This window comes from Methyloferula stellata AR4 (genome assembly GCF_000385335.1).
In the GTDB taxonomy this organism is placed as follows: Bacteria; Pseudomonadota; Alphaproteobacteria; order Rhizobiales; family Beijerinckiaceae; genus Methyloferula; species Methyloferula stellata.
In genome coordinates this window covers 1,743,572-1,769,843 of sequence record NZ_ARWA01000001.1, presented here as the reverse complement: position 1 = coordinate 1,769,843, position 26,272 = coordinate 1,743,572, and the positions used below count along the sequence as shown (strand labels likewise).

The window sequence follows — 26,272 nt, the reverse complement described above, 5'->3', positions numbered from 1 at the left end:
GTTTGAGGGTTGAGGCATGTTTCGTTTCAACCGAAAAGACGGCGCTGATTTTTGGTGTCAGCCCCCCACTTGCCCGCCAGCCCCCGCTGGCGGGCTTTTTATTCGTCTTATTCGTCCCGAGACGACAAACCCCGCCAGTTGGCTGGCGGGGTGAAATCATTCCAGAGCACTATGTGACGGCTCGAGCGGCGCGCGCTAGCGGACCGACACGGGTTGAACCCTGTGGTTCGCCCTGCTGGCTTTCGGCGAAATCTCATCGCCCGTCGCACTCGCGTCGGTAAAGAAGGCACGGCAGCTCGGATTAAGTTGCGCGCGTTTGGCGCTCATGCAAGCCGTGACACGCGCTTCATCCGGCACGGCGTCGCTGCAGAGACGAAACGCATCGCCCATGCAGGCTTCGGTTTCGCGCTGGCGCTGATCCTGCGCACTGGCACCTGCCGCCACCAAAACACTGAAGGCGGCAATCGCTAAAACATAAGGTCTGCGTTTCATGATGAAGAGTCCCCCGCGGCTAGATAACCGTGACATTTCTGCCCGCGCCTAAGATCTTCCCCGACCTCCTAACAAAAAGCCCCAAAAGGTCCCAACCGGCGGGGCATAGGTGTTTGGAAGACAGAAGATAGTAAGCGCTGATTTAACGCAGCCGGGGCCATTTGGTTGCATGGCGCAGCTTTCGCCCGCCTCTGTTAACGCATCTCCGCAGTTTCGCCGGTGGACGTGAAACCTAATCGGTGGTCGAGCGTTAACCGTCCGGAGGCGGCTGCGCGGCTTGGCGCGTCGTGACATGCCCGGAGGATCTTTCATGAAACATTGGCCGGAATATTTGGCGATAGGCATTTGGTGTCTTTTCGTCACCGCCATCGCCGTCGTGGATGACAAGACCCATGTGCCGGGGCCTCTCGTCGCTCAAAACGCGGCAGCGCTCGAGAAGATGGCCAATGCGACTTCAGGCGATCTGGTGACCGGCCGCAGTTCGGCCTATACGAAGACAAGCTCCAGCCCCTATGGCGAGCTCTTTTTCGACCCGTCTTTCCAGAATGAGCCTCCGGCCCTCGACGGACCGAAGCCGACGTCGGCCGATCTCACCGCCAAGTAAGTCTAAGTCTTGAGCGAATAATCTCGCTTCAAAATAAAAAGCCGCCCAAGGGGCGGCTTTTGTTTAAGGCCAGACCTAATCGCCAATAGCGCTTAGGTCAGATTGGCGGCGATGGCGTTGAACTTCGCCGAAAGCTTGGTGCCGACGGTCGTGATCGTCGCAATAATGACAACGGCAATCAAGCCAGCAATCAGACCATATTCGATGGCAGTCGCGCCGGATTGATCCTGCGAGAAGCGGGACAGAAGGTTCTTCATTAACTTACTCCAGATTCGGAAGTCGCGGCGCGCTTCCAATAGGTAACGTGACACCCGGAGATTGGTGCTGACCTCTTGCAAATAGGTAAATCTACTCACCAACTTGCCATTAAATCGCGCAATTAGGCAGTGTAGAGCCCGACGAAAGGCGGGGATGGATAATTGAGCGTTAAGTCCATGCGGCCGATCTGCGGCTCTTTGCCTGCGCGTCTGGCGGGAGAACTGTCTTCCTGGTCAAGACAAGCCTAGAAACTCGCGCCCGCGAGGTTTTTGTCTTTTCTGGTCAGAAACCTGGATCACCAGGCGATGAGACACGCAAAGTGGTCGGAGTGAGAGGATTCGAACCTCCGACCCCCTCGTCCCGAACGAGGTGCGCTACCAGGCTGCGCTACACTCCGACAATGCCGCCGAAATCCTCTCGGCTGCTCCTGGTCAAGACGCGCCTTATAGCTGTCCCCCGGCGGACCGACAAGGCCGGACTGTGCAAGAACCAGCAGGCGCGGCAATTATGTTTTGACGATAGGACGGGATACGGATTCAATCGGACAGGATGTCACGTCACAAAATCGCGCAAAATGAAAGGCGACGAAACGGTTGCAGCCCATGCGGTGGCGCATTATGGTCCGCCCGGCTTTGGGAACTCTGCAATATCCGACTCACGCCGCAGCCGCGAACGTGGAAGTGCCGCGTCCCGCGCGGCCGATATGAGGCGATAGCCTTGTTCTACAGCCGCAATTGGGGCGTCGCCAAGCGGTAAGGCAGCGGATTTTGATTCCGCCATGCGGAGGTTCGAATCCTCCCGCCCCAGCCACGCATCTCCTATTTCGGAGACGGAGCCGCACTTCTTGAAAAAGTCCCGGTATTTCCGGGGCTTTGCAGGAGCGGGTTTGGCACCAGAGATTTTGCTGGTCGAAAAATCGGGCTTTTGAGGCCGAAATCCGGCCGGATTCTCCGGCCGGATTTTCAAATGTCCCGAATTCCGCAGGCGCCGATGCCGAGATTTGGTTCGAACCGGTCCGAGACGGTTCGAAGAACCCTCGTATTGGGCCTGCCTCTCCGAATACGCCCCGGTGATGCACAGATTATGAGTGGATCCGGGCCGATCAGCCGCCGCGTTTCGAGCGGGTCTTTTTTAAGGACCATTCGCCGCCGGCCGTTTTGACGAGCCCACGCTTTTTAAGCGACTGCAGCGCGAAGGAGACGGACCGGTTATTGATGTCCTTGCCGGCGGCCACAACCTGCTCGGCGATCGCCGATGCGGATAGAGCACCATGTTGGGCCAGAACATCGGTGATGGCTGCACCGATCGTCTGCTTCGGAGCGGCTTCTTCAGACGCGGCCTTCTCTGCCGCGGACTCGATCGCCTGCGCTTTTGTCGCGCGCGGCGTCCTCGCCTTGCGAGTCGATGACTTCGACTTCGATACTGCCTTCGTTGATGGTGCCTCGAGCTCTAGCAGTTCGCGTTCCGCGATCTTGAGGCTGTCGAGCCTGGCTTCGAGCTCGGCGATCTTCGCCCGAATGCGGTCGAGTGATGTATCCATGAACTCCTCGTCGCCCGTTCGCGAGACGGCAACATGCCATCGCATCACCTGAATGAGCAGAAGGGAATAGATACGCTGCCATGATGCTAATTGACAACTGCCGGGTGAAGTAAGCTACAGGCAAAGCAACCCGTCAGGCGATGCCAACCACCTGCTCCTATTGCGTCCAGGCATAAGGAATGGACTGAGTCAGCCTGGAAACGGTCAGACCCGCGGGGGCCGAACTATTCTCGATCGCCTCAACGATCTTCGGCGAGAGGAAGGCAAGCTGGGCAAGACGACGCACATAGCGTTCGGCAAGGTGCTCTTCCATAGCGATCTCGTCAAAGGACGTCTTCGTTCCTGAGATAATGGTCTCCATCCAGGCCTGGGCCCGCCCGATGGCGAGGAGCGGCTTTCGCGGGTCTTTGCATCGATCGTAAGAGACGTGTTGCTTTCGTGCGCAATGCCTTTGCGCAATGGATGGTTTGGCGCGAAGGGCATGGATAGCTGAGCAGGCACGCTATCCTCTACCGAACCCTGATCCTCATCCAGGAGGTCGGCGCGGCTTCGATCACGCTGGCGTCCGTGGCAAATGTCTCGCCACTGACCAGCCCCTTACACAAGCATGTTTGCAATACACTCTCGAACACCAGACGAAACGCGTCGCTCTTGCGGAATCTGCCATGTCGGGTTTTGGAAAAGCTCGATCGCTCAGGCACCTCACCTGTGAGGCCCAGCCTGCAGAACCAGCGGTAGGCCAGATTGAGATGGACTTCCTCGACGAGCCGCCGCTCTGAGCGAATGCCATAGAGATAGCCGACAAATTTTGCACCACTGCGGCATGCTAACGAAATCAAGCAATTGCGGGATGCATATGTCTGGTGCGAATGTCTGCTTCATAATCCCAATGATTTTTAATCAGCCTATCTCCTTCCGGCCCATCTGCCGTTCATCACATCAGATCGATGCCGGCCCCTGGCACATTAGTCCACTAAGTTCCCTTCGAGACGGCTCCTGACCTGTGCGCTGCACCTTCTATTTGTGTCGAAAGGCTTCGCTCAACGCCGCTGCAAGAGCGCTTTGCGGTTTGTCGCTTCGGCTTGCCTGGGGCTTGTTATGAGTCCGGTGCGAAGAGTTTGCCGGCTCAGGTGCTTTCGTTGATTGCAGCGTGTCCTGCGCGCGCATGGAAAGGGCGATTCGTTTGCGTTTCACGTCGACCTCTACGACGCGCACTTTGACGATGTCGCCCGCTTTGACGACCGCGCCAGGGTCTTTCACATAGCGGTCCGCGAGCTGCGAAATATGCACAAGCCCATCCTGATGGACGCCAATATCGACAAAGGCGCCGAAGTTCGCGACATTAGTGACGACGCCCTCCAGCATCTGACCTGGAACCAGATCCTTAATGTCATTCACCCCGTCGGTGAAGGTTGCGGTCTTGAACGCCGGGCGCGGATCACGGCCCGGCTTTTCGAGTTCCGACAATATGTCCCTGACGGTCGGCAGGCCGAAGCGCTCATCGACGAATTGAGCCGGATTGAGAGCTTTCAAAGCCGCCGTATCGCCCATGAGCGAACGAAGATCCCGTCCGCAGGCCGCCGCTATCTTGCGGACGACACCATAGGCCTCCGGATGAACCGAGGCGGCATCCAAGGGCTCTGAACCATTCGGGATTCGCAGGAACCCTGCACAGAGTTCAAAGGTTCGCGGCCCAAGACGCGTGACATCCAAGAGTTCCTTGCGGTTCTTAAAGGCGCCTTTCTCGTCACGATGCACGATGATCGCGTCGGCCAGCGAGCTGCTGAGGCCCGAAATGCGGGAAAGCAGCGCCGCCGACGCGGTGTTTAGATCGACGCCGACCGCGTTGACCGCATCCTCGACCACGGCATCGAGAGATCGCGCGAGCCAGACCTGACTGACATCATGCTGATACTGCCCAACGCCAATTGATTTCGGATCAATCTTGACGAGTTCGGCAAGAGGATCTTGCAGCCGCCGCGCGATCGAGACTGCGCCTCGCAAGGAAACATCGAGATCCGGCATTTCGGCCGCGGCAGTCGCCGAGGCCGAATAGACAGATGCACCCGCCTCGCTGACCACCACCTTGATCGGCTTGGCGCCCGGCAAGGCGGCGATGACCTCTCCAGCCAAGCGATCGGTCTCGCGGCTCGCCGTTCCATTTCCGATGGCGATCAATTCGACTTTATGCCGCCGGATCAAGCGGCCAAGCTCAGCCATCGCGCCCGCGACATCATTGCGGGGCTGAAATGGATAGATGGTCGAAGTCTCCAGCAACTTGCCGGTCGCATCGACAACGGCAACCTTCACGCCAGTGCGAATGCCCGGATCAAGTCCCATCGTCGGACGCGAACCGGCGGGTGCCGCGAGCAGCAGATCCTTGAGGTTGCGGGCGAAGACCTCGATTGCCTCTTTTTCCGCGCGTTGCCGCAGCTCATTCATCAAATCGAGCGAGAGATGGAGCGAGAGCTTCACACGCCAGGTCCAACGTGCGGTTTCGAGAAGCCAACGATCTCCAGCTGCGCCTTGCAAAGGGATATCATGACTCTCTGCGACCATCCGCTCGACAGGTTTCAGCGGACTCGCATCCTCAGCATCGACTTCGATATTGAGGGAAAGCACGTCTTCGTTGCGCCCACGCAACATGGCAAGCGCACGATGGCTCGGAACCGCGGCCCAGCGCTCGCAGTGATCGAAGTAATCGGAAAACTTCTCGCCGGCCGTCTCCTTGCCTTCGATCACTTTGGCGCGCAGGATGGCGTGCTGCTGAAGATAGGTGCGCAAGCGCCCGACGAGATCGGCATTTTCGGCGAAGGTTTCGGTCAGAATATCCCTTGCACCTTCGAGCGCTGTTTTTACGTCCGGCACTGACTCGGAGACATAGGCTTGCGCCAATTCCGCGGGATCAGCCGTGCGATTGGCAAAAATCGTATCAGCGAGGCCGCCCAATCCCTTTTCACGTGCAATCTCCGCACGCGTGCGGCGCTTCGGACGGAAGGGCAAATAAATATCTTCGAGCTCGGCCTTTGTCTCGGCCCCTGCGATCTTTATCGCAAGCTGTTCAGTCAGTTTGCCTTGGCCGCCGATCGATTCACTGATGGCGAGGCGCCGGGTCTCAAGCTCGCGCAGATAGACAAGACGTTCATCAAGCTGCCGCAATTGCGTGTCGTCAAGACCGCCGGTCGCTTCCTTGCGATAGCGCGCAATAAACGGGACGGTCGAGCCCTCGTCAAGAAGGGCGATCGCCGCCTTCACTTGCTCAGATTTCGCTTGAATTTCAGACGCAATTATTTGGACTATGCGAGTCGTTTCAGAAGTCATTTTATCTCGTGGACTTTATGTCGGGACGTTCTTACAGCATCAAAGACAAAGACCCGAAAGTGGCATATTGTCCGCTCAACAAAATAAATTTAGCCTTGCGGCGCGCGACTTTCCAAACATGACAAAACGCAATTCAGTGATTCGCGGTCGCATTTGGTACTGAGCGGATAAAGAGCTGATGGTCGTGTGTTGCGGCGCCCCCCGGTGGCCATTGATGGATGAATGCTGATGGCGGCTTTGCTCCGATACTGTTGAATAGTGCCCGGGTCTTTGGTTATGGCCGCTTTATCCGTCGTTCTAACCGAGGTTTGGCTATTTGGCTGGTGCACAAGCAGGAGTGCAGGTCAGATGCTCGTCTCGGCCCTTTATCCGACCATTGCGATGGTCGCCGGCCTGAGCTTCGCGAGCTTTCTTAGATTTTGCGCTGTGGCTGCGAGGAGGAACTCATCCTTCACGCCGTATGGCCCGCGAAGCTGGAGACGTCCAAGCCGAAGGATGCGTTTGAGGTGGGCAAACAGCATCTCTACCTTCTTTCGACGCCGGCACGCTATGTCATACTCTGGTGTCAAGGCATGAGCCCGAGCTATGTCGCGGGCGTCTTCATGCAGATCGCGCGGGACCTTTCGAGCTGGCGCATTCGGGCAGCACCGCATTTTAAGATCGCAAGTGTCACAATACTTCTTGCTGGCACGATAAAGGTGTGTGCCATCGGCGGTGATGCCAGTTCTTGGTTTTGCATATGTTCGATGGAACTGGACGAGTTCCTTACCAACTGGACAGATGTACCGATCGCCCTCAGGATCAAACACGAAGTCGGCGCGTGAAAAAGTGCCGTCCGTACGGTTGGATTTGTCGAACACTGGAATGTGCGGCGTGATCTGCTTCTGCTTGACCAACCAGGCAAGATTCTCGGCCGAACCATATGCGCTGTCAGCGGTCAGATAATTGGGCTGATACCGAAACGATCCTCTGTCCGTTCAATCATGGTTCGAGCCGCGCCGACCTCGGCCTGACGAACGGCGCGGGTGGCTTCCACATCGACGATCACGCCATGGTCTGTATCGATCAGGTAATTGGTCGCGTAAGCAAAGAAGGCTGGCCTTTGTGAGCTCCGGTCCCTTGCGCAGCTGGGTCAGCCGGCGAGATGAACTTTGGCTGCACGGGTGACGCGGCGCCGAATGCTGCATCGTCGTGCCAACAAGCAAAGATCAATTCAAGCCGGCAAATGGAGGCTTGACGAACTGAAGGATAAGGCTGGCCACGCCGTTCGGGAGTATCTTGCGACACTCGCAAATCCGTACGATGCATCTTGTGCGCTGGAACGGACGGGCAGACAGCAGTCGGTCCACTTTGAATCACCGGTACGTCAAAAACGGACATTCGCGCGCGTAGAGTGGCCGATGCTTTTCTATGACGAAAGTTTCCTTATCGCCGATAAGATGCAGGTTGACGATGCCCCCTGAAGAAACACTTCAACTTTAAGTCTATGCCGATCGCCACTAAGTGGATCTAACCTGCAAAACCACTTAGCGCGCCCCAACGCTCACAAGACTATGCAGCGAAGTGTCCAACGTCTTTTGCAAGGTGAGATGGATTCTTGATTAGATAGCGGTCAAACCATTTGTGCTCGAGTTCCCGCAAGGATGCGTAGATCAGCCGATTGGAGCGATCGGCGCATTCTTTGAGCAACTTTGAACGGCTTGGGAACATCGCATATGTCTTTGCCGTTTTGCTGGTGAGGCCAGCCACGATCTCTTCGCAGGACATATGTTCTAATTGATCAATATTCGCATCGGTAATTTCCAAATCGAGCCTTAGCTTCCTCGGTTTGTCTGCGTCAATCTTGTCCTTATATTCTCCGATCCATTCACGCTCCGATAGCCATTGAGTGCCGGCACGCATAGAGATCTCGCCTAAACAGGCGGGCAATTGATCACGCATCGCTTCTGTAATGCGTTCTTCTTCAAGGCGAGTTGCCAGACCTTGGTAGACAAAAGTCGAAAGATACCGAAGAGCCTTAACTGGGATTTCATCGAGCTTATCAATCAAATCGGCGAGCACCGGTAACGTGCTTCTGACCACGAATAGTCTCTGATGGACCCGTAATCCAATTTCAGCCGCTGTCCTCATCGTCTGGAAAAGGAATTCGAAATCACCTTCGCGGCCGTTCCAACGATCATGAGTAGAACCACAACCCGCAAGCGACGCGTGAACGATCTTCAAATTTGCCATGTCGCGCCGTTCCGTAAGCCAGGTTCGCATGTCCGATTCAGAACGCCATTTAAGACCACCCAGTTTGATCCCATCGCTCCCCTCGTTTCGTCCAATCTTGCTTTGAAGCTCGAACAGGGCCTTGAGGATTTCGACGCTGAACTCGTATGAGTCCTCAACGCCCGCGAGAATAGAGAAATTCGATAAGCCGCTTTCGCTTCTCCACTCTATGAAACGCTCGACGATAGCGACAAAACGCGGAAATGCGACGTCAACTATTTTCTTCTGTCCTACTAAACAATAACGACAAGAGTGCGCGCAAGGTGCCGTCTTGGCGAAGATCCTTATGCCCTGAACATCGATCGCTCTCGTCATGTTTTTTTCCTCATAACAGACCATTCAATTCTGGGTTCCCGTCCCTTGGAGAGCGCTCCGTGTGAAACGCGCATAATTTACTGACGAACTGTTCTCTTTCAAAAAGATCGTGGGATCGAACTCGTCGTCGCCGATCGGGAAATTATAAACCTGCTGATATGTACTTTTGAAATCTTCGCGAAATTGACTATCGAGCTGATCGGGATAAAGAAGCTCCGCATACCATCGCAGCATGAGTGGCGTTTCGACAACGCCGTCCATACGGCCTCCTCCGACCGGCTCCTTGTAAATGCGATGTGTGCGCACGGCCTTGAGTGGCTGCATGGAAGGGTCGTCATAGAATGTTTGCGGAACATCATTCACTGCCACGCAGCACGACAAAAAAATGATGTCAGGGTCGAGTTCGAGCAGCTCTTCGCGCCCGATTTGCAGACTGCCGATAGAAATATGCTTTTCGAACGGCAAACGCGGCGGAATGTCGGCGCCAAGATCGACAAGATACTGCGCGTCGCGGTGAGCGCTACCGGCGATGTGCCAAACGTCCGGGCTATTGCGCCAAAGGATGAGCGCACGCTGGCCCTTGCCGCGCGGTAGATCGCCGACCATCTTAATCAGCGCAGCTTTGCTTTGCTCGGAAGAAGCAATCAAACGATCCGCGCGCTGCGGGTCATGGATGAAGCCGCCGAGCTGGCGCCATGATTCGAGCACATCCGTGGATGTGATGCGCTCGAACGAGATGCCAATCTTTTCTAAGCCACCTGTTGCCCATGACCAAACGAGAATGGCGTCCGGTGCAAGCAGAAGAATTTGTTCGGGATCGCCGGGGACTGAGGACTTACGGCCGAGGGTCGCAAGTTTTGGCAAGTCCTCAAGCACCGGAAACATATGGCCGAAAAGGCCGCTTGCGATAAATGACTGCTCGACTTCGGTTATTGCGGGAACATGGGGAGCCCGTCCCTCAACCGTAATGTAGGCTGTCAGAAGCGGGGGATAGATTGCGGGGCGCTGCGGAGCCGAAACAGCGGAATGGGCGGGCCCCTCCTTGAAGGTTGGCGACAAATGCGGAGGGCAGACGCCGATTGAGAAAGCGCCCACAGTCAGTATCGTCCACAACCGAAGAGACAAAAACGCGCCATGACGATTCATCACGCCGGTCTTCAAAAGGTCGTCTGAAACGAGAATGCAATACGACGAGGATCGCCGACGAAATTGGCGCTTTGCCAATAGCTTTTGTCCGCAACATTCGTGATATTGAGGCGTATGGTCAGAGGCAAATTGTTGATTTTGGTCACATAGCGTGCTCCGACATCGCCGATGAGAACCGCCGGCAGCGGCTTTGAATTGGCAGCATCCGCATAGAATGACCCGGTATAATATGCACCGCCAGTGAGCGTGAGACCCGGAATGAAAGGGATGTTATATTCTGCATATACTTTAACCATTTGATCGGCGACGTTCATCGGCCGTTTGCCGTTCAAAGACGTACTGCTGGCCTGTGTCACCTCAGAATTAAAGAAGGTCAGGCCGCCGACAATCGTAAGATCGTCAAAGACCTTACCGGTCGCGGTCAGTTCACCCCCTTTATGGACTTCGCGACCGTCTTGCACATCGGTTGAAGTGCCATTTCCATTGTTACTGGCAAATTGGTTGGCTTTATCGATCTGAAACAAAGCCGCAGTTAGCAACATGCCCCCGACTGTGGCTTTGGCGCCGATTTCATATTGCCTATCCACAACCGGTGCTAAGATTTGTCCCGCATTGGTGAATACGATTGCGCCCGTGCTTGGAACGATCGTGCCTTGTTCAAGTGATTCAATGTAACTTCCATAAGTCGTCAGCCAGGAAACCGGCTTGAAGAGCAACGAGGCTGTAGGGGTCGGCACCGACTTGTCATAGCGGGCCGACAGCGTGCCGTTCGTGGCGAAAGTGCTGAGACCTATATCGGCATAATTGGCACCAGCGATCACCGTAAAGTAATCGTTGATTTTAATAATATCGCCGAGGACGTAGTTCTTGTTGAACGTCGATTGGTCCTTATAGAGCGGCTTCGTTCCGGCAATGATAAGTGGTTGCGCGGCATAGATCGGCGATAGCAGGTTAAATTGACCTGTAACATTGGCGCTTGCCTGCTCGTCTGGATGCTCTTGAAAGACCGACGAATCTCCATAGAAGCCAAACGTCATTTTATGCTCGAGCGCCAAAGTATCGAAACGCGCATCCATAAAGGCGTAGCCATCATAATTAGCCAGCCTTCGAAAGGCTCGCGCCTGATCACTCTGCGTATAGGTATTATTGGTTTGAATGGTGTTGACGATTTCTTGATTCTGATCCGTGTAAGTCGCGTAGCGAAATGCCGAGCGGAAGCTGAAAATATCTGTCAAATCCCATTTTATTTTGACACCGACTTTGTCTGTCTCGACGGCCTGATAAGACCAGGGTTCCGACCAAAGCTGATCGGCGCTCGGAGCGGCTGGATATGACGTTACCTTAGACGCTGTCGACCAACTCGCCGGAAGACCGTTTTGCTTATAATCATAAGCCGTCGCCATCGCCTCGATCGTCAACCGATCATAGACGTGCCAATCGAGTACCCCGCTGACGAGATTGCGGCGCTGGGCCGTAAAATCTGGTCCTTGATCACCGTTCTGGCTCACGAGGTTGAGGCGATAGGCAAACAGTCCGTTTTTATCGATTGGTCCACCAAAGTCGCCGTGCACGTAGTAATTGCCATACCCGTCATTGCTGACCCCCGCATCACCAACGGTGACCGATGCAAAGGGAGTCGGTGTCGGGGTTTTGCTGACGAAATTGATCAGACCGCCTACATTTGCTGGGCCATAGAGAAACCCGGACAGGCCGGACAGAACTTCGACGCTCTGATATTCCTCCATAGCGATGCCCCAGCCATTGGAATCGCGCAAGCCATCCTCTTCGAAGTTCACGATGTTGAAGCCGCGAATGTTGAATGTGGCTCTTCCGTTGAACGAGGTCGGTTGCTGAATCTGGACGACAGGATTCATACGAAGGATCTGATCAGGCTGGGTCGCCTGAACATTTTCGATCAAAGCCTGCGGAACGACATTGATCGAATAAGGCGTATCTTGCAGCGGAAGGCTACCCCAGGGACCCGCTGTCGCTGTGTTCTGCGACCGATATCCGGCAGCAGCACTTCCATCGGCCGGCTGTGTTCCCGACGCGTCGACCGACACGTCTGGCACGGGCGTAAGGCCTTGCGCTTTGGCAATGCCCGCCAGACCGGTGGCGAGTACGAAAGAAAGGCCGCTTCGTACGGCAAAGACATTCAATGAATTGGATTTCGCCATCGTATTGTCCCCCATAATGACAATAAGATTCCGTCCTCCGCCCAGCCGACGGAGCCGTGTGTTTTACAAAGATGTGAGATTTGGCGTGGCGGCATTTTTAGATGACGCCATCATTGCCGCAGCGAATGAGTTCAGCCCGAATCGGCGTAACTGACCGCGCCCTGTCCGCGCGATAAAAGGACCATTACGCGGGCGTTCATTCCGACAGATCCAGCTGTGGAGAGACAGCCCCGATCTTCGATGCCGTCAGGCCGCGCCATGTCGCGTTCACGATGCGATCGATGTCGGCCGCAAAATCGGCAAATCCGCGAAAGCCCCAATAGCCGAAAGGCGCCTGCTTATAAGCGCGTGATGGTACCCAAGCGCAGTAACCTCGCTTGCGGGCTTCGAATTGGTCCCATCCCGTGCCGATCACAAGGTCGGGTTCAGCTTCACGCAGAAGCGCCAGCAAACCCTCATCAGACGGCATTGGGTAGGCGCAAGGCTTGCGGGGTGTCCTCCACGAGCCGTCTTTTTTGGTCCATCCTTTCGCATTTCCAAGCCGCATGCCGAGCATTTGCAAAGGTTCGAGTTCGTCCGCGCCGAGCCCGGAAAACTCGAGCACGAGCCTGCCTTCGAGCGCCGGGCGGTAGCGCGCGATCGTCGCTTCGACCAAAGCCGCATGGGCGCCGATGACATCTTCTGCTTTGGCTTCGATTTTTGCGTCGAAGCGCCGTGCAATGGCGCGCAGCGATTCCGCTGTCGCACGTGGCGAGACGAAGCAAGACCACATCCAGGGAATACCGAAACGCTTCTCCTGCGCGCTCGCAAAAGGATGCCGATCGTACATCGCCGTCATACCGAGCTTCTGTCCGAAGCCGAGCGCCAGTTTCACCTCTTTCAATCGGCCGGCAAAATCTTCAGATGCGCAATGACTTCCGCATGCGACCACGTTAAGGCCGATAGCTGTCAGCAACCGCCGGACCTCGGAGATGAGAGCTGGCCCCGGGCGCGTATAAATCAAAGCGACGTCATAAGGTGTACCCGGCTCCCTTGTGTCGAACATATCGGCGGCACGCCAGGTCGCGGCCTTGCTGTCGCGAAGATAATAGTCGAAGCCGCCTTGACGAAAATGCTCTGCCGGCAGAGCGACCGTCAATTTACGATCCTGCTCCATCTTCCGGTGCGTAACGGCTCGAATATCCGAGTCGAGCTGGATGACGGGATCGAGCGAGAGAACAATCATGCCGCGCGAGAGGGGAAAAAGTTCGTTCGCTTCGTCGATGCAGCGGTCGAGTTTGGCATCGCCACCGGACTCGATGTCATCGGTCGTGAAGTCGCTGGTGATGTTCAAGCTTTCGAAACGGGTCACCCCTGCATGGCCACGGGTGACCATACGGTCATCCAGAGCGAAATAACCGCAGCCTGCGGCCCCATGCGACAGGACAGCCAGATCATGAACCGTCCCCCAATGAGCGTGGATCACTTGCGGATGCTGCGGCCAGCTATGTTTGAGGCGGCCCGCATCGGTATTGGCTTGCGGCTTCCCGACCGGCAATTCTCCCGGCAGTCTCGGCAAAACATGTTGTTCAAGAGTGACTTTGGCGGGCCCTCGATTGCGGTGCCGGATCGGCTTTACCGGCACCAAATGAGCATGCTCATGTACCTTGTTCGCGGGCTTCACGCCTTTCGCGCCTGGACCCAAATCGTCGAACTGACTCACTTGAACGCTCTTGATTTTCCGCAGCCGGGACTGCGATGCATTTCGATATATATATAGTAAACATAGCGTATCTACCTACGTCAAGCGACATAAGTTATGTCTTGAACCCTACATTTGTGTTTTCAAAATAACAAAATTATATAGCGTGTTCCTTTGCTGCATTCTATGATCGGTGATCTCTCAGCCTCAAATGCTCATTACCGAGATAAGGATTGCCCCAGACCAAGTGGCACGGATCAGACAAAAGTTCGCGGCTCGGCGGATGATATGAAACGCGCTGGTTTGGCGCCTCGCACGCAAAGCAAAATTCCGTTGAGCGGGAAGCGACGCATTTGTTTTAGCGGGAATCCATGGGTCTGCTTCCGTCATAAGGACATAGAGTTGTGACCGTCGCCCTTTCTGTCTCGGCACAGCCGCGACACGCCCGCGCGCTTGACCTTTTGCCGCTCCTGCTCGTCGGAGCGCTTATCGTTCTCATCCTCTTTTCGCTGACACTCGGGCGCTATCCCGTGCCCTTCAGCGAAGTGGCGCGGATCGTCTTCACCACTTTCCCGATCAATGCCAAGGGCAACTATACGAATGCGCCTTGGGTCGTCGTCGAGATCGTGCGCATGCCGCGTATCCTGCTTGTCACCTTATGCGGCATGGGACTCGCGATGTCAGGCGCGGCCATGCAAGGCGTCTTCCGCAATCCGCTTGTCGGGCCAGAGATCGCTGGCGTGTCGTCCGGCGCAGCTCTCGGCGGTGTGACCGCGATCATGCTGTCTTGGCCGTCGCTCGGGATTGTGGGGCTTGCCTTCGGATGCGGGCTGCTCGCACTGTTCATTGCTTTCAGTCTTGCCAAGCTCGCCGGGCGCGCAAGCACGCTCGGCCTCGTGCTTTCCGGCGTAATTGTCGGCGGTTTTTGTGGTGCCCTCGTCGGCCTGATGCAGACGCTGGCCGATCCGACGCTCAAACTGCCATCCATCGTCTATTGGCTCCTCGGCAGTTTCGCTGGCGCGACCTACGACAAAGTCGCGATCGTCGCAGCCGCGACGCTCTTTGCCGGCACGCTTTTGATGGCATTGCGCTGGCGCATCAATCTGCTCTCGCTCGGCGAGGATGACGCGCAGGCGTTGGGCGTCAATGTCGAAGCCTTGCGCTGGGGTCTCATGGGCCTCGTGGCCCTATTGGTCGCCGCGCAAGTCTCGGTCAGTGGCGGTGTCGGCTGGGTCGGTCTTATCGTGCCGCATCTTGCCCGCATGCTGGTCGGGCCCGAGCACACGCGTCTCCTGCCGACCGCGGCCTTCCTCGGCGGCATCTATCTTCTCGGCATGGACGACATTGCCCGCAGCGCAACTGAGCAAGAGATCCCGATCGGGCTTCTCACAAGCGTCGTCGGCACGCCGATCTTCGCTTTGCTCTTTTGGAAGACGCAATCGAATGGCTGGGCGCGAGAATAACTAGCGGTAGGCGCTACATCGCCGGGCGCAATGCCTTTGCGCAATGGATGGTTTGGCGCGAAGGGCATGGAGAGCTGAGCAGGCACGCCGTCTTCCAGTAAACCCCGATCGCCCAGACCCTGGTCCGAGAAGTCCTGCTGCTGTTCGGCCGTCTTCAAGGCAATGTCGATCCGCGTCTCGTGGATGGTGATCCGGGCGACGGAGCGATGGACGAGGTCGTGATCGGAGGGAGTCGCCTCGTTGTCTCGATCGTGATGTGTTGGAATCATATGGCCGAGACTCGATTCCTGGTTGCGGCTCTCGTATTGTTGGAGAGCTTAGAGAACCAGCGCTACATCGGGCGCGGCAACCCGCGTGACGGAGCCTTCCTGATCCTTCCTTACCCCGTTTTCTTCCGCATCATGAAGAGCAACAAGGATCGCCCAGTCACCTCGTAGACATGTCCGACCTCGAGGATTTTATCGGATTTTTCGTCTGGAATATTCGTGTCGACGAGCAAATGCCATCCATCTCCCTCCGGCGCTTCCGGCAGCTTGAAGAGCACGACATCTTCCCAGCTATTCATGATGAGCAGCATCGTGGCGTCGAGGCCGCGCTTCTGGATTCCGGTCGACTGCGCTCGCCCATCCATCAACATTCCGAAACATTTGACGAGGCCGTTGCTCCATTCTGCGGCGGTCATTTCGCCGCCGGTAGCGCTGATCCAGGTGATAGCCTTGACGCCTGTCTCTTCGTTCAGGTCGGCGGTCAGAAATCGGCTGTGGCGTAGGATCGGAAATTTATGGCGCAACCCGATGAACTTCTGGGTGAACCGTATCAGCGCCGCGTTCTCGTCTTTGAGGCGCCAATCGACCCAGGAGATTTCGTTATCCTGGCAATAGGCGTTGTTGTTGCCACCCTGCGTTCGGCCAAACTCGTCGCCGGCGACGATCATCGGCGTGCCTTGTGATAGCAGCACGGTCGCCATCAGATTGCGCATTTGGCGCTGCCGGAGCGCGTTGATCTCTGCATCCTCGGTGGGACCTTCCTGACCACAGTTCCAGGATCGATTGTCCGAATTGCCGTCGCGATTGTCCTCTCCATTCGCCTCATTGTGTTTGTCGTTATAGGCAACCGTATCGTAGAGCGTGAATCCGTCATGCGCGGTGATAAAGTTCACGCAAGCATAGGCACGCCTGCCGCTATGATTGAACGAATCCGGTGAACCCAGAAGCCGCGGCGCCAGCGCCGTGATAGGCCCGGTACCGCGCCACGCGTCGCGGACCTCGTCACGAAACCTGTCCGTCCATTCCCACCAGCCCGGCGGGAAACTCCCGACCTGGTAGCCGCCGGGACCAATGTCCCAGGGCTCGGCGATGAGCTTAACTCCGTTCAACACCGGATCTTGGCCGACAGCCTTGAGAAAGCCGCTCTGCCTATTGAAGCCATCCGGCTCGCGCGCCAAGATCGTGCCGAGGTCAAAGCGAAAACCGTCGATGTGCATCTCCTGCGCCCAATAGCGCAGACTATCGGTCACGAGCTGAATCACGCGCGGATGCGAGAGATTGACGGTATTACCGGTGCCGGTATCGTTGATGTAATAGCGTTTCTGATCGGGCAGCAGCCGGTAATAGTTCACATTGTCGATGCCCTTGAAGGAGAGCGTCGGACCGCGTTCATTGCCTTCAGCCGTGTGATTATAGACGACGTCCAAAATCACCTCCAAGCCGGCGTCGTGCAATCCTGCTACCATCTCCTTGAATTCACGCAGGCTGTTTTGTGCATCCGCGGCGTAGCGCGGGTCAGGCGCGAAGAAGCCGATCGTATTATAGCCCCAGTAATTGGCGAGCCCTTTGTCCTCGAGCAAGCTATCATTCACGAATGTATGGATCGGAAGCAGCTCAACGGAGGTAACGCCGAGGCTCTTGATGTAATCGACAACCGCCTTCTGACCGAGCCCCGCGTAGGTGCCGCGCAGTTTTTCCGGAACCGCTGGATGCAGTTTGGTAAAGCCTTTGACATGCGTCTCATAGATGATCGCATCGTCCCAAGGAGCGGGCCTTCGCCCTGGCTCGCCCTTCCAGTCGAAGTCGGGATCGACGATGACGCATTTGGGCATGAAAGGCGCACTGTCGCGCTTGTCGAAACTCGTATCGTCGCCTGTTTCAAGCTTGTACCCGAAGACGGCGGGATTCCATGTGATCTTCCCTGCATGCGCCCTTGCATAAGGGTCAAGCAAAAGCTTGTTTGGATTGAACCGGTGACCTTCTTCAGGAGCGTAAGGGCCGGACACCCGATAGCCGTAAAGCTGACCGGGCATCGCGCCTTCGATATGCCCGTGAAAAATCTGGTCGGTATATTCCGGCAGCTCAACGCGTGCGGTCTCTTTCACGCCGTCTGAATCAAAGAAGCAGACTTCAACTTTCGTGGCGTTGGCCGAAAAGAGGGCGAAATTTGTACCGTAGCCTTCCCAACGCGCGCCACGCGGATGCGGAAAGCCCTCTTTGATGATCATTCTTAAGACCCCTTAAGGAACCGCGGGGATTCGGCGCAGATGCCTTCATCGCGGACGAGCTCAACTTTTCAGGTCGCACATTGTTCAGCCTGTGGAGCAGTTTTTTGCTCCGCTGCGGCGCCATGCTCTAGTCGATCTCGATCCAGACCGGCGCATGATCGCTCGCCTTGTCCCAACCGCGAACCTCGCGGTCGACGTTGGCGGCGACAAGCCGGTCGGCGATCGCAGGGCTGAGAAGCAAATGATCGATTCTTAAGCCGGCATTGCGGCTCCACGCATTCCGGAAATAATCCCAAAAACTATAGATAGGCTCTTTGGGATGAAGCAGACGCAGCGCATCGACCCAGCCACGCGCGATCAGGCGATGAAAGGCGTCTCGCACTTCGGGCCGGAACAAAGCATCGTCCCTCCAGCGCTCCGGCTTATAGACGTCGAGATCGCTGGGCATCACATTAAAATCGCCGGCGAGTACGACCGGTACGCCGAGAGCGAGCAGCTCGGCGGCATAGGCGTTGAGACGTTTGAACCACGCAAGCTTATAATCGAACTTCGGGCCGGGAGCCGGATTGCCGTTGGGGAGATAAAGGCAGCCGATTAAAATACCATCGACAACGGCTTCTATGTAACGGCTGTGGACATCGTCGGGATCACCCGGCAGACCCCGCCGGGCTTCAATCGGTATTTTGCCGCGTGCGAGTATGGCAACCCCATTCCAGCTTTTCTGGCCGTGCCAGATCGCGCCATAGCCAGCGCTATGGATTGCATCTTTTGGGAATTTGTCCTGCATCGCCTTCAGCTCTTGAAGGCAGACAACCTCTGGCTTTGCCTCGGCGAGCCAACGCAGCAGAACAGGCAAACGTCCATTGACGCCGTTGACATTGAACGTTGCGATTTTCATGCATCACCGCGCCAGGCTCACGAAATCAAGAGGCGAATGAACCAAAGCGTAGCTTCGACGTTTGATCTCCGCGGATAGGCCGCGGCATTTAACATGCAATTCACCTCAGGTAGCCTGACAATGGATATTCGAGCCAATCAGCCATGGCACGTCATTTATAAAGACGAAAATGGCAAGCTGCAGCGTACGAGAGATTTTTCGTCTCGCGAGGGCGTTCTCGCAAAAGCGCATTATCTCAGCCGGACCTGCGAAATCATCCAAATTCTTGATGCAGGCGGCGCCTCAATCGAGGTGTCCGAGGCGGCGGATTGGCGCAAACGCAATCTCGATATTTGGGTTCCAGCCTGAAGCTTCATGCGCAGCGGTGAAAGCGGAACCCCTCGCCAATCGGCTTGTAATTCTGCTTTGAGCATCCATATACCATCCATATAGCTGGTTTATGGATGGTAACATGGTCGGAAAACCTGAAGAGCTTCGACCGAAAATCTCAGACAGCGAAAAGATCACGATCAACCTTGGTTACGTCGATCTGGGACACATAGATCTCCTCGTGCAGGAAGGTTTCTACTCAAACCGCACCGATTTCATCCGTACGGCGATCCGTAATCAGCTCGATCGGCATAAAGACGCGCTCAGCCAATCTGTCGCGCGGCATCAACTCGACATCGGCTTACGGCGCTTTAATCGGGCAGATCTTGAGGCCACTGAAGCAGCCGGCGAAATGCTTCACATCCAGGTCCTCGGGCTAGCGATCATCGCAGCGGACGTTTCGCCCGACCTCGCATTGAAGACAATCGCCTCCCTTCATGTGCTGGGTGCTCTGCAAGCGAGCCCAGAGGTCAAAACTGCGCTGAGAGATCGAATTCAATAGGCCAAACCCTCGCCGAAGCTTTGGCAGTATGGCGCGCTCGCTCGAACCGAACAGGATCTGATTTAATGACGATACGATCGAAATTCGACATGATGGAAGCGACGCGCCTTACGCGCGAAGGCAAACTGCAAGAGGCGATGGCTGCTATACGCAAAATGCTCACAGGCAGCGGCCCGTCTTCAGCCTCATCCCACCGTAAGGCCGAGCCCGAAACCGACGGCGATGCGGAGCCTTTTATTGATATGCTGCCGCCATCCCGCGAGACCGGAAGCTCCTGGACCGCACCGCCTTCGGACGAAAGGTCTTTTACCGTCCCGGGCAGCCCGATTGCGGCTCAAAGGTTCAACGGGTTTGCCGACGGCTTGGGGGAACATGATTTTCCAGATTGGCTCGGCGGCCTAATCGACCGCGGCACGCAAACCACACCATCGCATCCGCGAGAAGGGGCCACATTCGAAGAGCATCGCTTTACCAATGCGGCCGGCACTAGGACCTACAAATTATACATTCCGGAGAGCTATGATGGCAGCCCTTTGCCGCTAATCGTCATGCTGCACGGATGCACTCAATCACCGGATGATTTCGCTGCGGGTACGCGGATGAACGAAATCGCCGAGGAACAGAATTTCATCGTTGCCTATCCAGCGCAAAGCCACGCCGCCAATTCTTCCAAATGCTGGAATTGGTTCAATGGAAGCGATCAACGGCGCGGACAGGGCGAGGCCTCGCTGATCGCCGAGATCACGCGTCAGATCATGAGTGTCCTCTCAATCGACGCTACACGCGTCTATGTTGCCGGCATGTCCGCTGGCGGCGCGGCTGCCGCGATTATGGGCAAGACTTATCCCGACCTTTACGCAGCGATCGGCATTCATTCTGGCCTGCCCTGCGGTGCGGCCAGCGATATCACCTCCGCATTCGCGGCGATGAAACACGGTAATAATCGGCTGAAGACGACGCCGGGTAGCGAGGGCGATATAGTCCCGACGATCGTCTTCCATGGCGATGCTGACAGGACCGTCAATTCCGTCAACGCCGACGATATCATTCTGCAATCGAAGCGCGGTCGAAAGTTCAAAACGACAGTCAATCGTGGCCATTCTGCAAAAGGCGTGAAGTACACGCGCATTCTTCAAACTGATACCGAGGGCCAGCCGATGCTGGAACAGTGGCGTTTGCACGGAGCCGGTCACGCGTGGTCCGGTGGCAGCTCAATGGGCTCTTTCACCAATCCGGCTGGACCTGACGCAAGCCGAGAGATGATCCGCTTTTTTTTGAGCACCGCCAATCGTCGCTAGGCATTTCCATCTTAAACTCTGAACTTGTGTCGCTGAATGATCTTCGCATCAATTTCAGCTTTCCCGCGGTCGATCGCAACGACGGCGAGCGCGGCTTCGGAACCTTGAGTCCGGCGCAATTCGATGGTTTGCTTGAGCTCCGCGAGTTCGGCATCGACATGCTGCTTCAGCGGCCCAATCCTGTTCTGCTGTTTTTGATTATCGCGCGTCAGCGGGGAGAGTTCATCGAGCTGCGAAGAAACCGCCTGCAAGGCTGCATTATATGGCTCGAGATAGCGCTCATTATCGGTTAGCAGGAAGCCGCGCTGTCCTGTTTCCGCGTCCTTCACGTTAGATAACAGGCCATCGAGCGTAGTGATGACCTCGTGCGAATGAATAATTTGCTGACTGTCTTCCCTCAGAGTTTGAATATTCCGGTAGGCTACCCAGCCGCTGGCGAGGAAGAAAACAAGCGCAGCTGCAAGACCAAGCCATACATAGGGGTCCATCCCAACTGTTAAGCTGCCTTTCCCCAGGCAGATACGCGATTGATGCCCCAGCGCATCTTGTAACAATTCCGTAACACGGATCTGAGTGATGTTGGAGTACAGCTTCAGAAAATTGAGGACCCGGCTCTTCTTCCCCGATCGTCCGAGAGGATGACAGCGGAAGATGAGCAAACTGCCCAGCGTGAAGGCCCCATGTCGTTAGCAGCAGCTCCCCAAAACCACCAAAGCAACCCGGACGACGCGTCAATCGTATTCTCGAAAAGTGAGCGCATGTTTCCCAATATGTCCTTCGATTTTCAAGACACCGGCGAGGACCGTTCGCTCACGGAGCGTATGATCGCTGACCACCAGATTACCCATCTCCTCATGCCCCACGTCATTGCCGATGCGGACGCCAAACGTGCCACCGCGCACGATTTACAGAATCGATTCAAGTTCGTCTGGCAACTCTCGGGCACGCACCATTTCGAGGATAGGCATCAGTCGCTAACGCTCTCGCCGGGTGAAATGATGATCGTATCTGTCGGCAGAACATATCGCTTGGAGATGGGGGAAAATTGTGAGGCCCTCTTGCTCTTCTTCGACCCGGCGAGCTTTCCGGCGTGGCAGGAGATTGTCCACAGGGATATGTCCAAGGTTATCGACGCGAGCGGCGCGGTCGCCGCGTCCGCGGCAGCTGCGTCAGCATTGCTACATCACGCGCGCGGTGGCAGAGCCGACGCCCTCGCCGTGCGGTCGGTCGTCGAACTCGCCCTTAGTTCTCTTGAAAGAGATGATGAAGCACCGCTGCGGCTACCACTGAGCCTACAGCGAGCCCGTCTGCTGATTGGCCGGAACATCGGAGACGCGACCTATGGACCGGACGCTCTCGCGAAAGATCTGGGCGTCTGCAGACGGTCCCTCTACAGCCTATTTGGTCGCCTCGGACTCTCGCCCGCCGCCTTCATCAAGCGTCAACGCCTCGAACATGCGCGAAATGAAATCCTGAGCGACCGGAACCACCAAATCAGCCTCAGCACGATCGCACTCGGGAATGGCTTTCCTGACAGTTCCAGCTTCAGCCATGCATTCAAGGCTGTTTACGGCGTCTCGCCTAGCGCTTTGCGCTCGCCCCGGAAGCTGATCTAAATCAGCGCACTTCACTTCGTCACCTGCAGATAAACAAATGCACGCCCCGGCAATCGTCTGCACGGGACGACAAGTATAATTGCGGCTTTTGCTTACCATCTTGCACCGATGCGGACAGCAGTTCGCGATCATGCCGCAAGAAAGGTTTGCAATGAGCGAAAGTGCCTATTCAAGACAATTCCCGCCTGGAGTCCGTGGTTCTTCGGACAGGCGACCCATGGGTAAGATGGTCGCCGCACCCCGCTCCGATGATCTCTCTCGCACCCAACAGTCGCATTGTGCGATGAGTCGCGGCAATCGGAAGATTGCTGAAGTAGGATTCTCGCCAATTTTCTCTGAGGAAAACATAGCGCATTCAAGTCCTCAGCCCGTCCGTGTTTTGGTTATTGACGATGATGAACCATCACGGCACTCGCTTGCGAGCTGCCTTGAGCAACATGCCATGCGCGTGGTCACCGCCTTGCAAAAGCGAGACGTGAGGAGAGAGCTCTCGGCCTACGAACCCAGCATCGTCATTTTGGGTCGCTATCAAGGGGGAGATGGTTTCGAACTGCTTCGCGAGATCCGCTTGCGATCCAATGTGCCGGTCATCATTGCAGACGGCCATGGAGGCAATGAGATCGACTGCGTTGTGGGATTGGAGCTCGGCGCAGACGATTATGTGCTCAAACCATTTAGCGGGCACGAACTTTTTGCGCGCATCCGTGCCGTATTGCGCGGACGCCAAAGGGGCAGCCTGGCGATACAAAAGGATCCGGCAAGCCGGCGCTATCGATTCGGCGGGTGGATGCTGGACCGCCGCGCGCGTCACCTAACCAACCCGGGTTGCATACCGGTCGATCTAACAAAAGGCGAATTCGCGCTGCTGATCGCATTCCTCGACGCGCCGCGGCGACCATTGAGCCGCGAATACCTCCTGCAAGCGACCCGCATTCAGCAAGAAGATGTATTCGATCGCTGCATCGATGTGCAGGTTCTTCGGTTACGGCGCAAACTCGAACCGGACCCGAGCGCGCCCCGTATCATCCAGACCGAACGTGGGGTCGGCTACACCTTTGCGCTGCCGGTCGAGACACTGTGAAGCTCCATTCGATCACCAGACAATTCCAACAGTCGCTATCCGAAGGCGATGAAGATCAACCTTTTCCATCGAGAGAGGCACGAATGACCACGCAAGACTTTATTGTGCAGAAGCTCGCCACTTTCGCCGTCGCGGACGGTGGAACTCACTTGCACATGAACTTCGTCTGCGAGGACGCCGGACAGGTTTCTCTTAGCCTTCCGACTGAATGTCTCCAAAGGCTCCTGATGACACTGCCGCTAATGATGGGTCAGGCACTCCAGGTCAGATACCATGACCAGAGCCTTCGCCTGGTCTATCCAGCAGAGAACATACGCATCGAACTTTCTTCCGATCTGAAGACCGTCATCGTGACGTTCGCAACACCAGACGGCTTCGAAGTGTCGTTCAGTCTCACGCTACAACAGATGAGACTATTCAATGCCGCCATGAACGATCTCGACCGCGAGGATTCCGGCACCAAGAAGCCGATTTCCAATTAGGACGCGGACCGGTGGCTTTTGGACGCTTAGAACGAAGAGCCGCTCTTCAGCCAAGCTCTGGAATAAGCCGTGTCGCCGCGCCTCGTCTGGATGCAGGCGACCTTTTGGCATTGATCGTCACACGCGACACCGAGCGGCGTAGCGCATGAGGTTACACGCCGAAAGGGAACTTTGAATTAGCTTTGCCGTTCCTTCCATCGACGAGAGCCTCTGGCGCCCTGCATAGCGATGCGGCCGCTTTCAGAGCAATGCGCGGGCGAGACTGGCATGCCGACTTCCGAAGCGGATTCTCCATTGACAGTGAAGAGCCCATTCAATGGCGCTCGTGCCGACCTCGGACGGCGTGCTCCCGCAACCGACACCATCATCATAATTGTGGCCGTAATCGCTGGTCTCTATTTCGGCCATGATGTCCTTGTCCCCATCACGCTCGCGGTCCTTTTGAGCTTCGTGCTCGCTCCTATCACGGGAATTTTCGAGAAATTATTTTTGGGGCGAGTGGCCTCTGTCTTGTTAGCCGTGACCTTGGCAGTTGCGATCCTCATCGGACTTGGAACAATAATCGGCAAGCAGGTTGCTCAACTTGCCGGCAATCTCCCAGCCTATCAGTTCGTGATCTCTAAAAAACTCCAGACGCTTCGAAGCTCCGATCTCGGGAAAGGCGTCATGGAAAAGGCCGCCAATGCGATTGAAGGGCTCGATTCCAACCTCAATAAACCTGCTGCGGCACCGGCCGAGCCGAACGCTTCGCAATCGAATTTACCGAGATCTCCCGTTGACGCTTACATTCCAGTCGAAGTGCACACGCCGGCGCCGGGACCCGTCCAAATTCTCGAAAGTGTCATCGCGGCCCTACTGCCCCCGCTGGCGACCGTGGGTGTCGTCGTTATTTTTGTCGTTTTTATTCTCTTGCAGCGCCAGGATCTCCGGGATCGCTTTATCGGGCTCACTGGCGCACATGACTTGCACCGGACCACGAGAGCGCTCGATGACGCAGCTTATCGCCTGAGCCGTTATTTCCTGGCGTTGACGGCGATTAATGCGGCATTCGGCGTGGTAATCACAATCGGATTAGCCTTTATCGGCGTGCCAAATCCCATTCTATGGGGCATAGCCGGGGGCGTCCTTCGCTTCATACCTTATATCGGTGCGATCATCGCCGTCGCCTTTCCGCTTGCGCTTGCCGCGGCGGTTGATCCAGGCTGGAGCATGGTCATCGAGACAGCTTTGCTCTTCCTGATCGTCGAAGGGGTCATGGGTCAGGTTATCGAACCGCAGCTCTTCGGACACACAACCGGAATGTCGCCACTGGCGATTATCATCGCGGCCGCCTTCTGGACTTTGATCTGGGGACCCGCGGGACTGCTTCTTTCAACGCCGATAACCGCTTGTCTTGTCGTGCTCGGCCGGCACGTTGAAAATCTCAATTTCATCGAACTCATCTTGGGCGATAAGCCAGGCCTGTCGCCGGTGCAGAGTTTTTACCAGCGTGTTCTAGCAGGTGATCCGGACGAAGTGGCGTTTCAAGCCGAGGGACTCCTCAAGAACATGTCGCTCCTCGACTATTACGAGGATGTCGCTTTGCCGGCGCTCGCTCTCGCCCAGGTCGACGCCACACGCGGTGTTTTGGATAGCAATCGGCAAGCCGAAGTTTGCGCGGCGATCGAGCATGTTGTCGACGATCTTTCCGATCATGTGGTGATAGCTGAATCGCGCGCCGAAGTAACTATTCCACCGGCCGCCGACTCTGCTCAACCTAGAGACGTCTTACAGGATAATGCTACGGCCGGATCGGTGATGTGCCTTGCAGGACAGAGCCTTCTCGATAAAGCCGCATGCGATATATCGGGGCAGGTTTTGGCTGAGAGCAACATACCATCGCGTATTGAAGGACCCAGCGCTCTTACGACAAGCGGAATATTCGGGCTCAATGCGGACGGAGCCAAAGCAATTTGCATTTTTTACATGGATCACCGAAGCAAGGCTGCAATTCGATATTCCGTGAGGCGCTTACGAAAGAAATTTCCGGGGATGCCGATCGCCGTCTGCCTTTGGGGCGCCACCGATCTCGCTTCCATGGTCGAAGTTGCCAAGGCGGACGCCAATCTCGGCTCTCTTAGAGAAGTCATCGATTTCTGCGAGAATGCCATGCATCCGGTCGAGATCACCATACCCACGCGCTCGCCTCCTATCGAAGCTGCCTTCACGCAAGGTTAATTGCCTGACATAGGCGGCGCGCCACACCGGTCCGATCATTTGGAAAC

22 protein-coding genes, 2 tRNA genes and 2 pseudogenes are annotated in these 26,272 nt (G+C 56.2%); 11 read left to right on the top strand and 15 right to left on the bottom strand.

From position 1 onward, the window contains the following. Positions 1-195: 195 nt before the first annotated feature. Positions 196-492 (bottom strand): hypothetical protein, encoded by a 297-nt coding sequence (locus tag A3OQ_RS24840; RefSeq protein WP_020174994.1) that lies wholly within the window; start codon positions 490-492, stop codon positions 196-198. Positions 493-802: 310 nt separating this feature from the next. Between A3OQ_RS24840 and A3OQ_RS0108685 the strand changes: the two genes are divergently transcribed. Beyond that, complete coding sequence (locus A3OQ_RS0108685) at positions 803-1,096, top strand: hypothetical protein (protein WP_020174993.1); 294 nt, start codon at positions 803-805, stop codon at positions 1,094-1,096. A 92-nt stretch (positions 1,097-1,188) separates the two neighbouring features. Here the strand turns inward: A3OQ_RS0108685 and A3OQ_RS0108680 are convergent, their stop codons facing one another. Both A3OQ_RS0108680 and A3OQ_RS0108675 read right to left on the bottom strand, forming a co-directional pair. Beyond that, complete coding sequence (locus A3OQ_RS0108680) at positions 1,189-1,353, bottom strand: Flp family type IVb pilin (protein ID WP_020173596.1); 165 nt, start codon at positions 1,351-1,353, stop codon at positions 1,189-1,191. A gap of 321 nt (positions 1,354-1,674) precedes the next feature. Beyond that, positions 1,675-1,751, bottom strand: a tRNA-Pro gene (locus A3OQ_RS0108675). A 338-nt stretch (positions 1,752-2,089) separates the two neighbouring features. On the opposite strand from A3OQ_RS0108675, the gene A3OQ_RS0108670 reads away from it, so the two are divergent. Beyond that, positions 2,090-2,164, top strand: a tRNA-Gln gene (locus A3OQ_RS0108670). A gap of 292 nt (positions 2,165-2,456) precedes the next feature. Here the strand turns inward: A3OQ_RS0108670 and A3OQ_RS0108665 are convergent. From A3OQ_RS0108665 to A3OQ_RS24020, 5 genes and pseudogenes are all read right to left on the bottom strand, one after another. Continuing rightward, on the bottom strand, positions 2,457-2,894 hold the full coding sequence (locus A3OQ_RS0108665; protein WP_161607323.1) for a winged-helix domain-containing protein: 438 nt from the start codon (positions 2,892-2,894) through the stop codon (positions 2,457-2,459). Positions 2,895-3,051: 157 nt separating this feature from the next. Then, the gene (locus A3OQ_RS24685; protein WP_161607322.1) at positions 3,052-3,207 is read right to left on the bottom strand and encodes a hypothetical protein; all 156 of its coding nucleotides are present in this window, start codon (positions 3,205-3,207) and stop codon (positions 3,052-3,054) included. Positions 3,208-3,439: 232 nt separating this feature from the next. Next, a pseudogene (locus tag A3OQ_RS24025) lies at positions 3,440-3,697 on the bottom strand (transposase); the annotation flags it as partial. Positions 3,698-3,911: 214 nt separating this feature from the next. Next, positions 3,912-6,215 carry a Tex family protein gene (locus tag A3OQ_RS0108655; protein WP_026595650.1) on the bottom strand — a complete coding sequence of 768 codons (2,304 nt, stop codon included), beginning with the start codon at positions 6,213-6,215 and terminating at the stop codon, positions 3,912-3,914. 365 nt (positions 6,216-6,580) lie between these two features. Then, positions 6,581-7,406: pseudogene (locus A3OQ_RS24020) on the bottom strand (transposase); the annotation flags it as partial. Between A3OQ_RS24020 and A3OQ_RS24835 the strand changes: the two are divergent. Further along, entirely contained in the window at positions 7,394-7,678 is a 285-nt protein-coding gene (locus A3OQ_RS24835) for a hypothetical protein (RefSeq protein ID WP_020174986.1), read from the top strand. The pseudogene A3OQ_RS24020 and the gene A3OQ_RS24835 sit on opposite strands and share 13 nt — an antisense overlap. 88 nt (positions 7,679-7,766) lie before the next feature. Here A3OQ_RS24835 and A3OQ_RS0108635 read toward each other — a convergent pair whose 3' ends face one another. The 4 genes from A3OQ_RS0108635 to A3OQ_RS0108620 all read right to left on the bottom strand — a co-directional run bounded on the left by A3OQ_RS0108635 (position 7,767) and on the right by A3OQ_RS0108620 (position 13,826). Continuing rightward, complete coding sequence (locus A3OQ_RS0108635; protein WP_026595648.1) at positions 7,767-8,801, bottom strand: hypothetical protein; 1,035 nt, start codon at positions 8,799-8,801, stop codon at positions 7,767-7,769. A 24-nt stretch (positions 8,802-8,825) separates the two neighbouring features. Further along, the gene (locus A3OQ_RS0108630; RefSeq protein ID WP_020174984.1) at positions 8,826-9,962 is read right to left on the bottom strand and encodes an ABC transporter substrate-binding protein; all 1,137 of its coding nucleotides are present in this window, start codon (positions 9,960-9,962) and stop codon (positions 8,826-8,828) included. Further along, the gene (locus tag A3OQ_RS21780) at positions 9,959-12,124 is read right to left on the bottom strand and encodes a TonB-dependent receptor (RefSeq protein WP_161607321.1); all 2,166 of its coding nucleotides are present in this window, start codon (positions 12,122-12,124) and stop codon (positions 9,959-9,961) included. Before A3OQ_RS21780 ends, A3OQ_RS0108630 begins: the two co-directional genes overlap by 4 nt. 196 nt (positions 12,125-12,320) lie before the next feature. Then, complete coding sequence (locus tag A3OQ_RS0108620; RefSeq protein ID WP_161607320.1) at positions 12,321-13,826, bottom strand: nitrogenase component 1; 1,506 nt, start codon at positions 13,824-13,826, stop codon at positions 12,321-12,323. 383 nt (positions 13,827-14,209) lie between these two features. Between A3OQ_RS0108620 and A3OQ_RS0108610 the strand changes: the two genes are divergently transcribed. Further along, positions 14,210-15,268 carry a FecCD family ABC transporter permease gene (locus tag A3OQ_RS0108610; protein ID WP_020174980.1) on the top strand — a complete coding sequence of 353 codons (1,059 nt, stop codon included), beginning with the start codon at positions 14,210-14,212 and terminating at the stop codon, positions 15,266-15,268. A gap of 379 nt (positions 15,269-15,647) precedes the next feature. Here A3OQ_RS0108610 and glgX read toward each other — a convergent pair whose 3' ends face one another. Further along, positions 15,648-17,762, bottom strand: coding sequence for a glycogen debranching protein GlgX (gene glgX / locus A3OQ_RS0108605; RefSeq protein ID WP_020174979.1), 2,115 nt, complete (start codon positions 17,760-17,762; stop codon positions 15,648-15,650). A gap of 127 nt (positions 17,763-17,889) precedes the next feature. Then, positions 17,890-18,660, bottom strand: coding sequence for an exodeoxyribonuclease III (gene xth / locus A3OQ_RS0108600; protein WP_020174978.1), 771 nt, complete (start codon positions 18,658-18,660; stop codon positions 17,890-17,892). A 93-nt stretch (positions 18,661-18,753) separates the two neighbouring features. Between xth and A3OQ_RS0108595 the strand changes: the two genes are divergently transcribed. The 3 genes from A3OQ_RS0108595 to A3OQ_RS0108585 all read left to right on the top strand — a co-directional run bounded on the left by A3OQ_RS0108595 (position 18,754) and on the right by A3OQ_RS0108585 (position 20,829). Then, entirely contained in the window at positions 18,754-19,008 is a 255-nt protein-coding gene (locus A3OQ_RS0108595; protein ID WP_152428367.1) for a hypothetical protein, read from the top strand. A gap of 103 nt (positions 19,009-19,111) precedes the next feature. Further along, positions 19,112-19,531, top strand: a complete 420-nt coding sequence (locus A3OQ_RS0108590) for a hypothetical protein (RefSeq protein WP_020174976.1) — start codon at positions 19,112-19,114, stop codon at positions 19,529-19,531. Between the two features lie 65 nt (positions 19,532-19,596). Further along, the gene (locus A3OQ_RS0108585) at positions 19,597-20,829 is read left to right on the top strand and encodes an extracellular catalytic domain type 1 short-chain-length polyhydroxyalkanoate depolymerase (protein WP_020174975.1); all 1,233 of its coding nucleotides are present in this window, start codon (positions 19,597-19,599) and stop codon (positions 20,827-20,829) included. Positions 20,830-20,840: 11 nt separating this feature from the next. Here A3OQ_RS0108585 and A3OQ_RS0108580 read toward each other — a convergent pair whose 3' ends face one another. Next, positions 20,841-21,488 carry a CHASE3 domain-containing protein gene (locus tag A3OQ_RS0108580; RefSeq protein ID WP_200859996.1) on the bottom strand — a complete coding sequence of 216 codons (648 nt, stop codon included), beginning with the start codon at positions 21,486-21,488 and terminating at the stop codon, positions 20,841-20,843. Here A3OQ_RS0108580 and A3OQ_RS0108575 point away from each other — a divergent pair. The 4 genes from A3OQ_RS0108575 to A3OQ_RS21770 all read left to right on the top strand — a co-directional run bounded on the left by A3OQ_RS0108575 (position 21,468) and on the right by A3OQ_RS21770 (position 26,225). Beyond that, positions 21,468-22,445 (top strand): AraC family transcriptional regulator, encoded by a 978-nt coding sequence (locus tag A3OQ_RS0108575; protein WP_020174973.1) that lies wholly within the window; start codon positions 21,468-21,470, stop codon positions 22,443-22,445. The genes A3OQ_RS0108580 and A3OQ_RS0108575 overlap by 21 nt on opposite strands. Before the next feature lie 217 nt (positions 22,446-22,662). Beyond that, the gene (locus tag A3OQ_RS0108570; protein WP_244427118.1) at positions 22,663-23,526 is read left to right on the top strand and encodes a winged helix-turn-helix domain-containing protein; all 864 of its coding nucleotides are present in this window, start codon (positions 22,663-22,665) and stop codon (positions 23,524-23,526) included. A gap of 83 nt (positions 23,527-23,609) precedes the next feature. Continuing rightward, positions 23,610-24,008: a hypothetical protein gene (locus A3OQ_RS21775; protein ID WP_020174971.1), complete on the top strand. Its 399-nt coding sequence runs from the start codon at positions 23,610-23,612 to the stop codon at positions 24,006-24,008. Between the two features lie 267 nt (positions 24,009-24,275). Beyond that, a complete protein-coding gene (locus tag A3OQ_RS21770) occupies positions 24,276-26,225 on the top strand; it encodes an AI-2E family transporter (protein ID WP_161607319.1) in 1,950 nt (649 codons plus the stop codon). Positions 26,226-26,272: the final 47 nt, after the last annotated feature.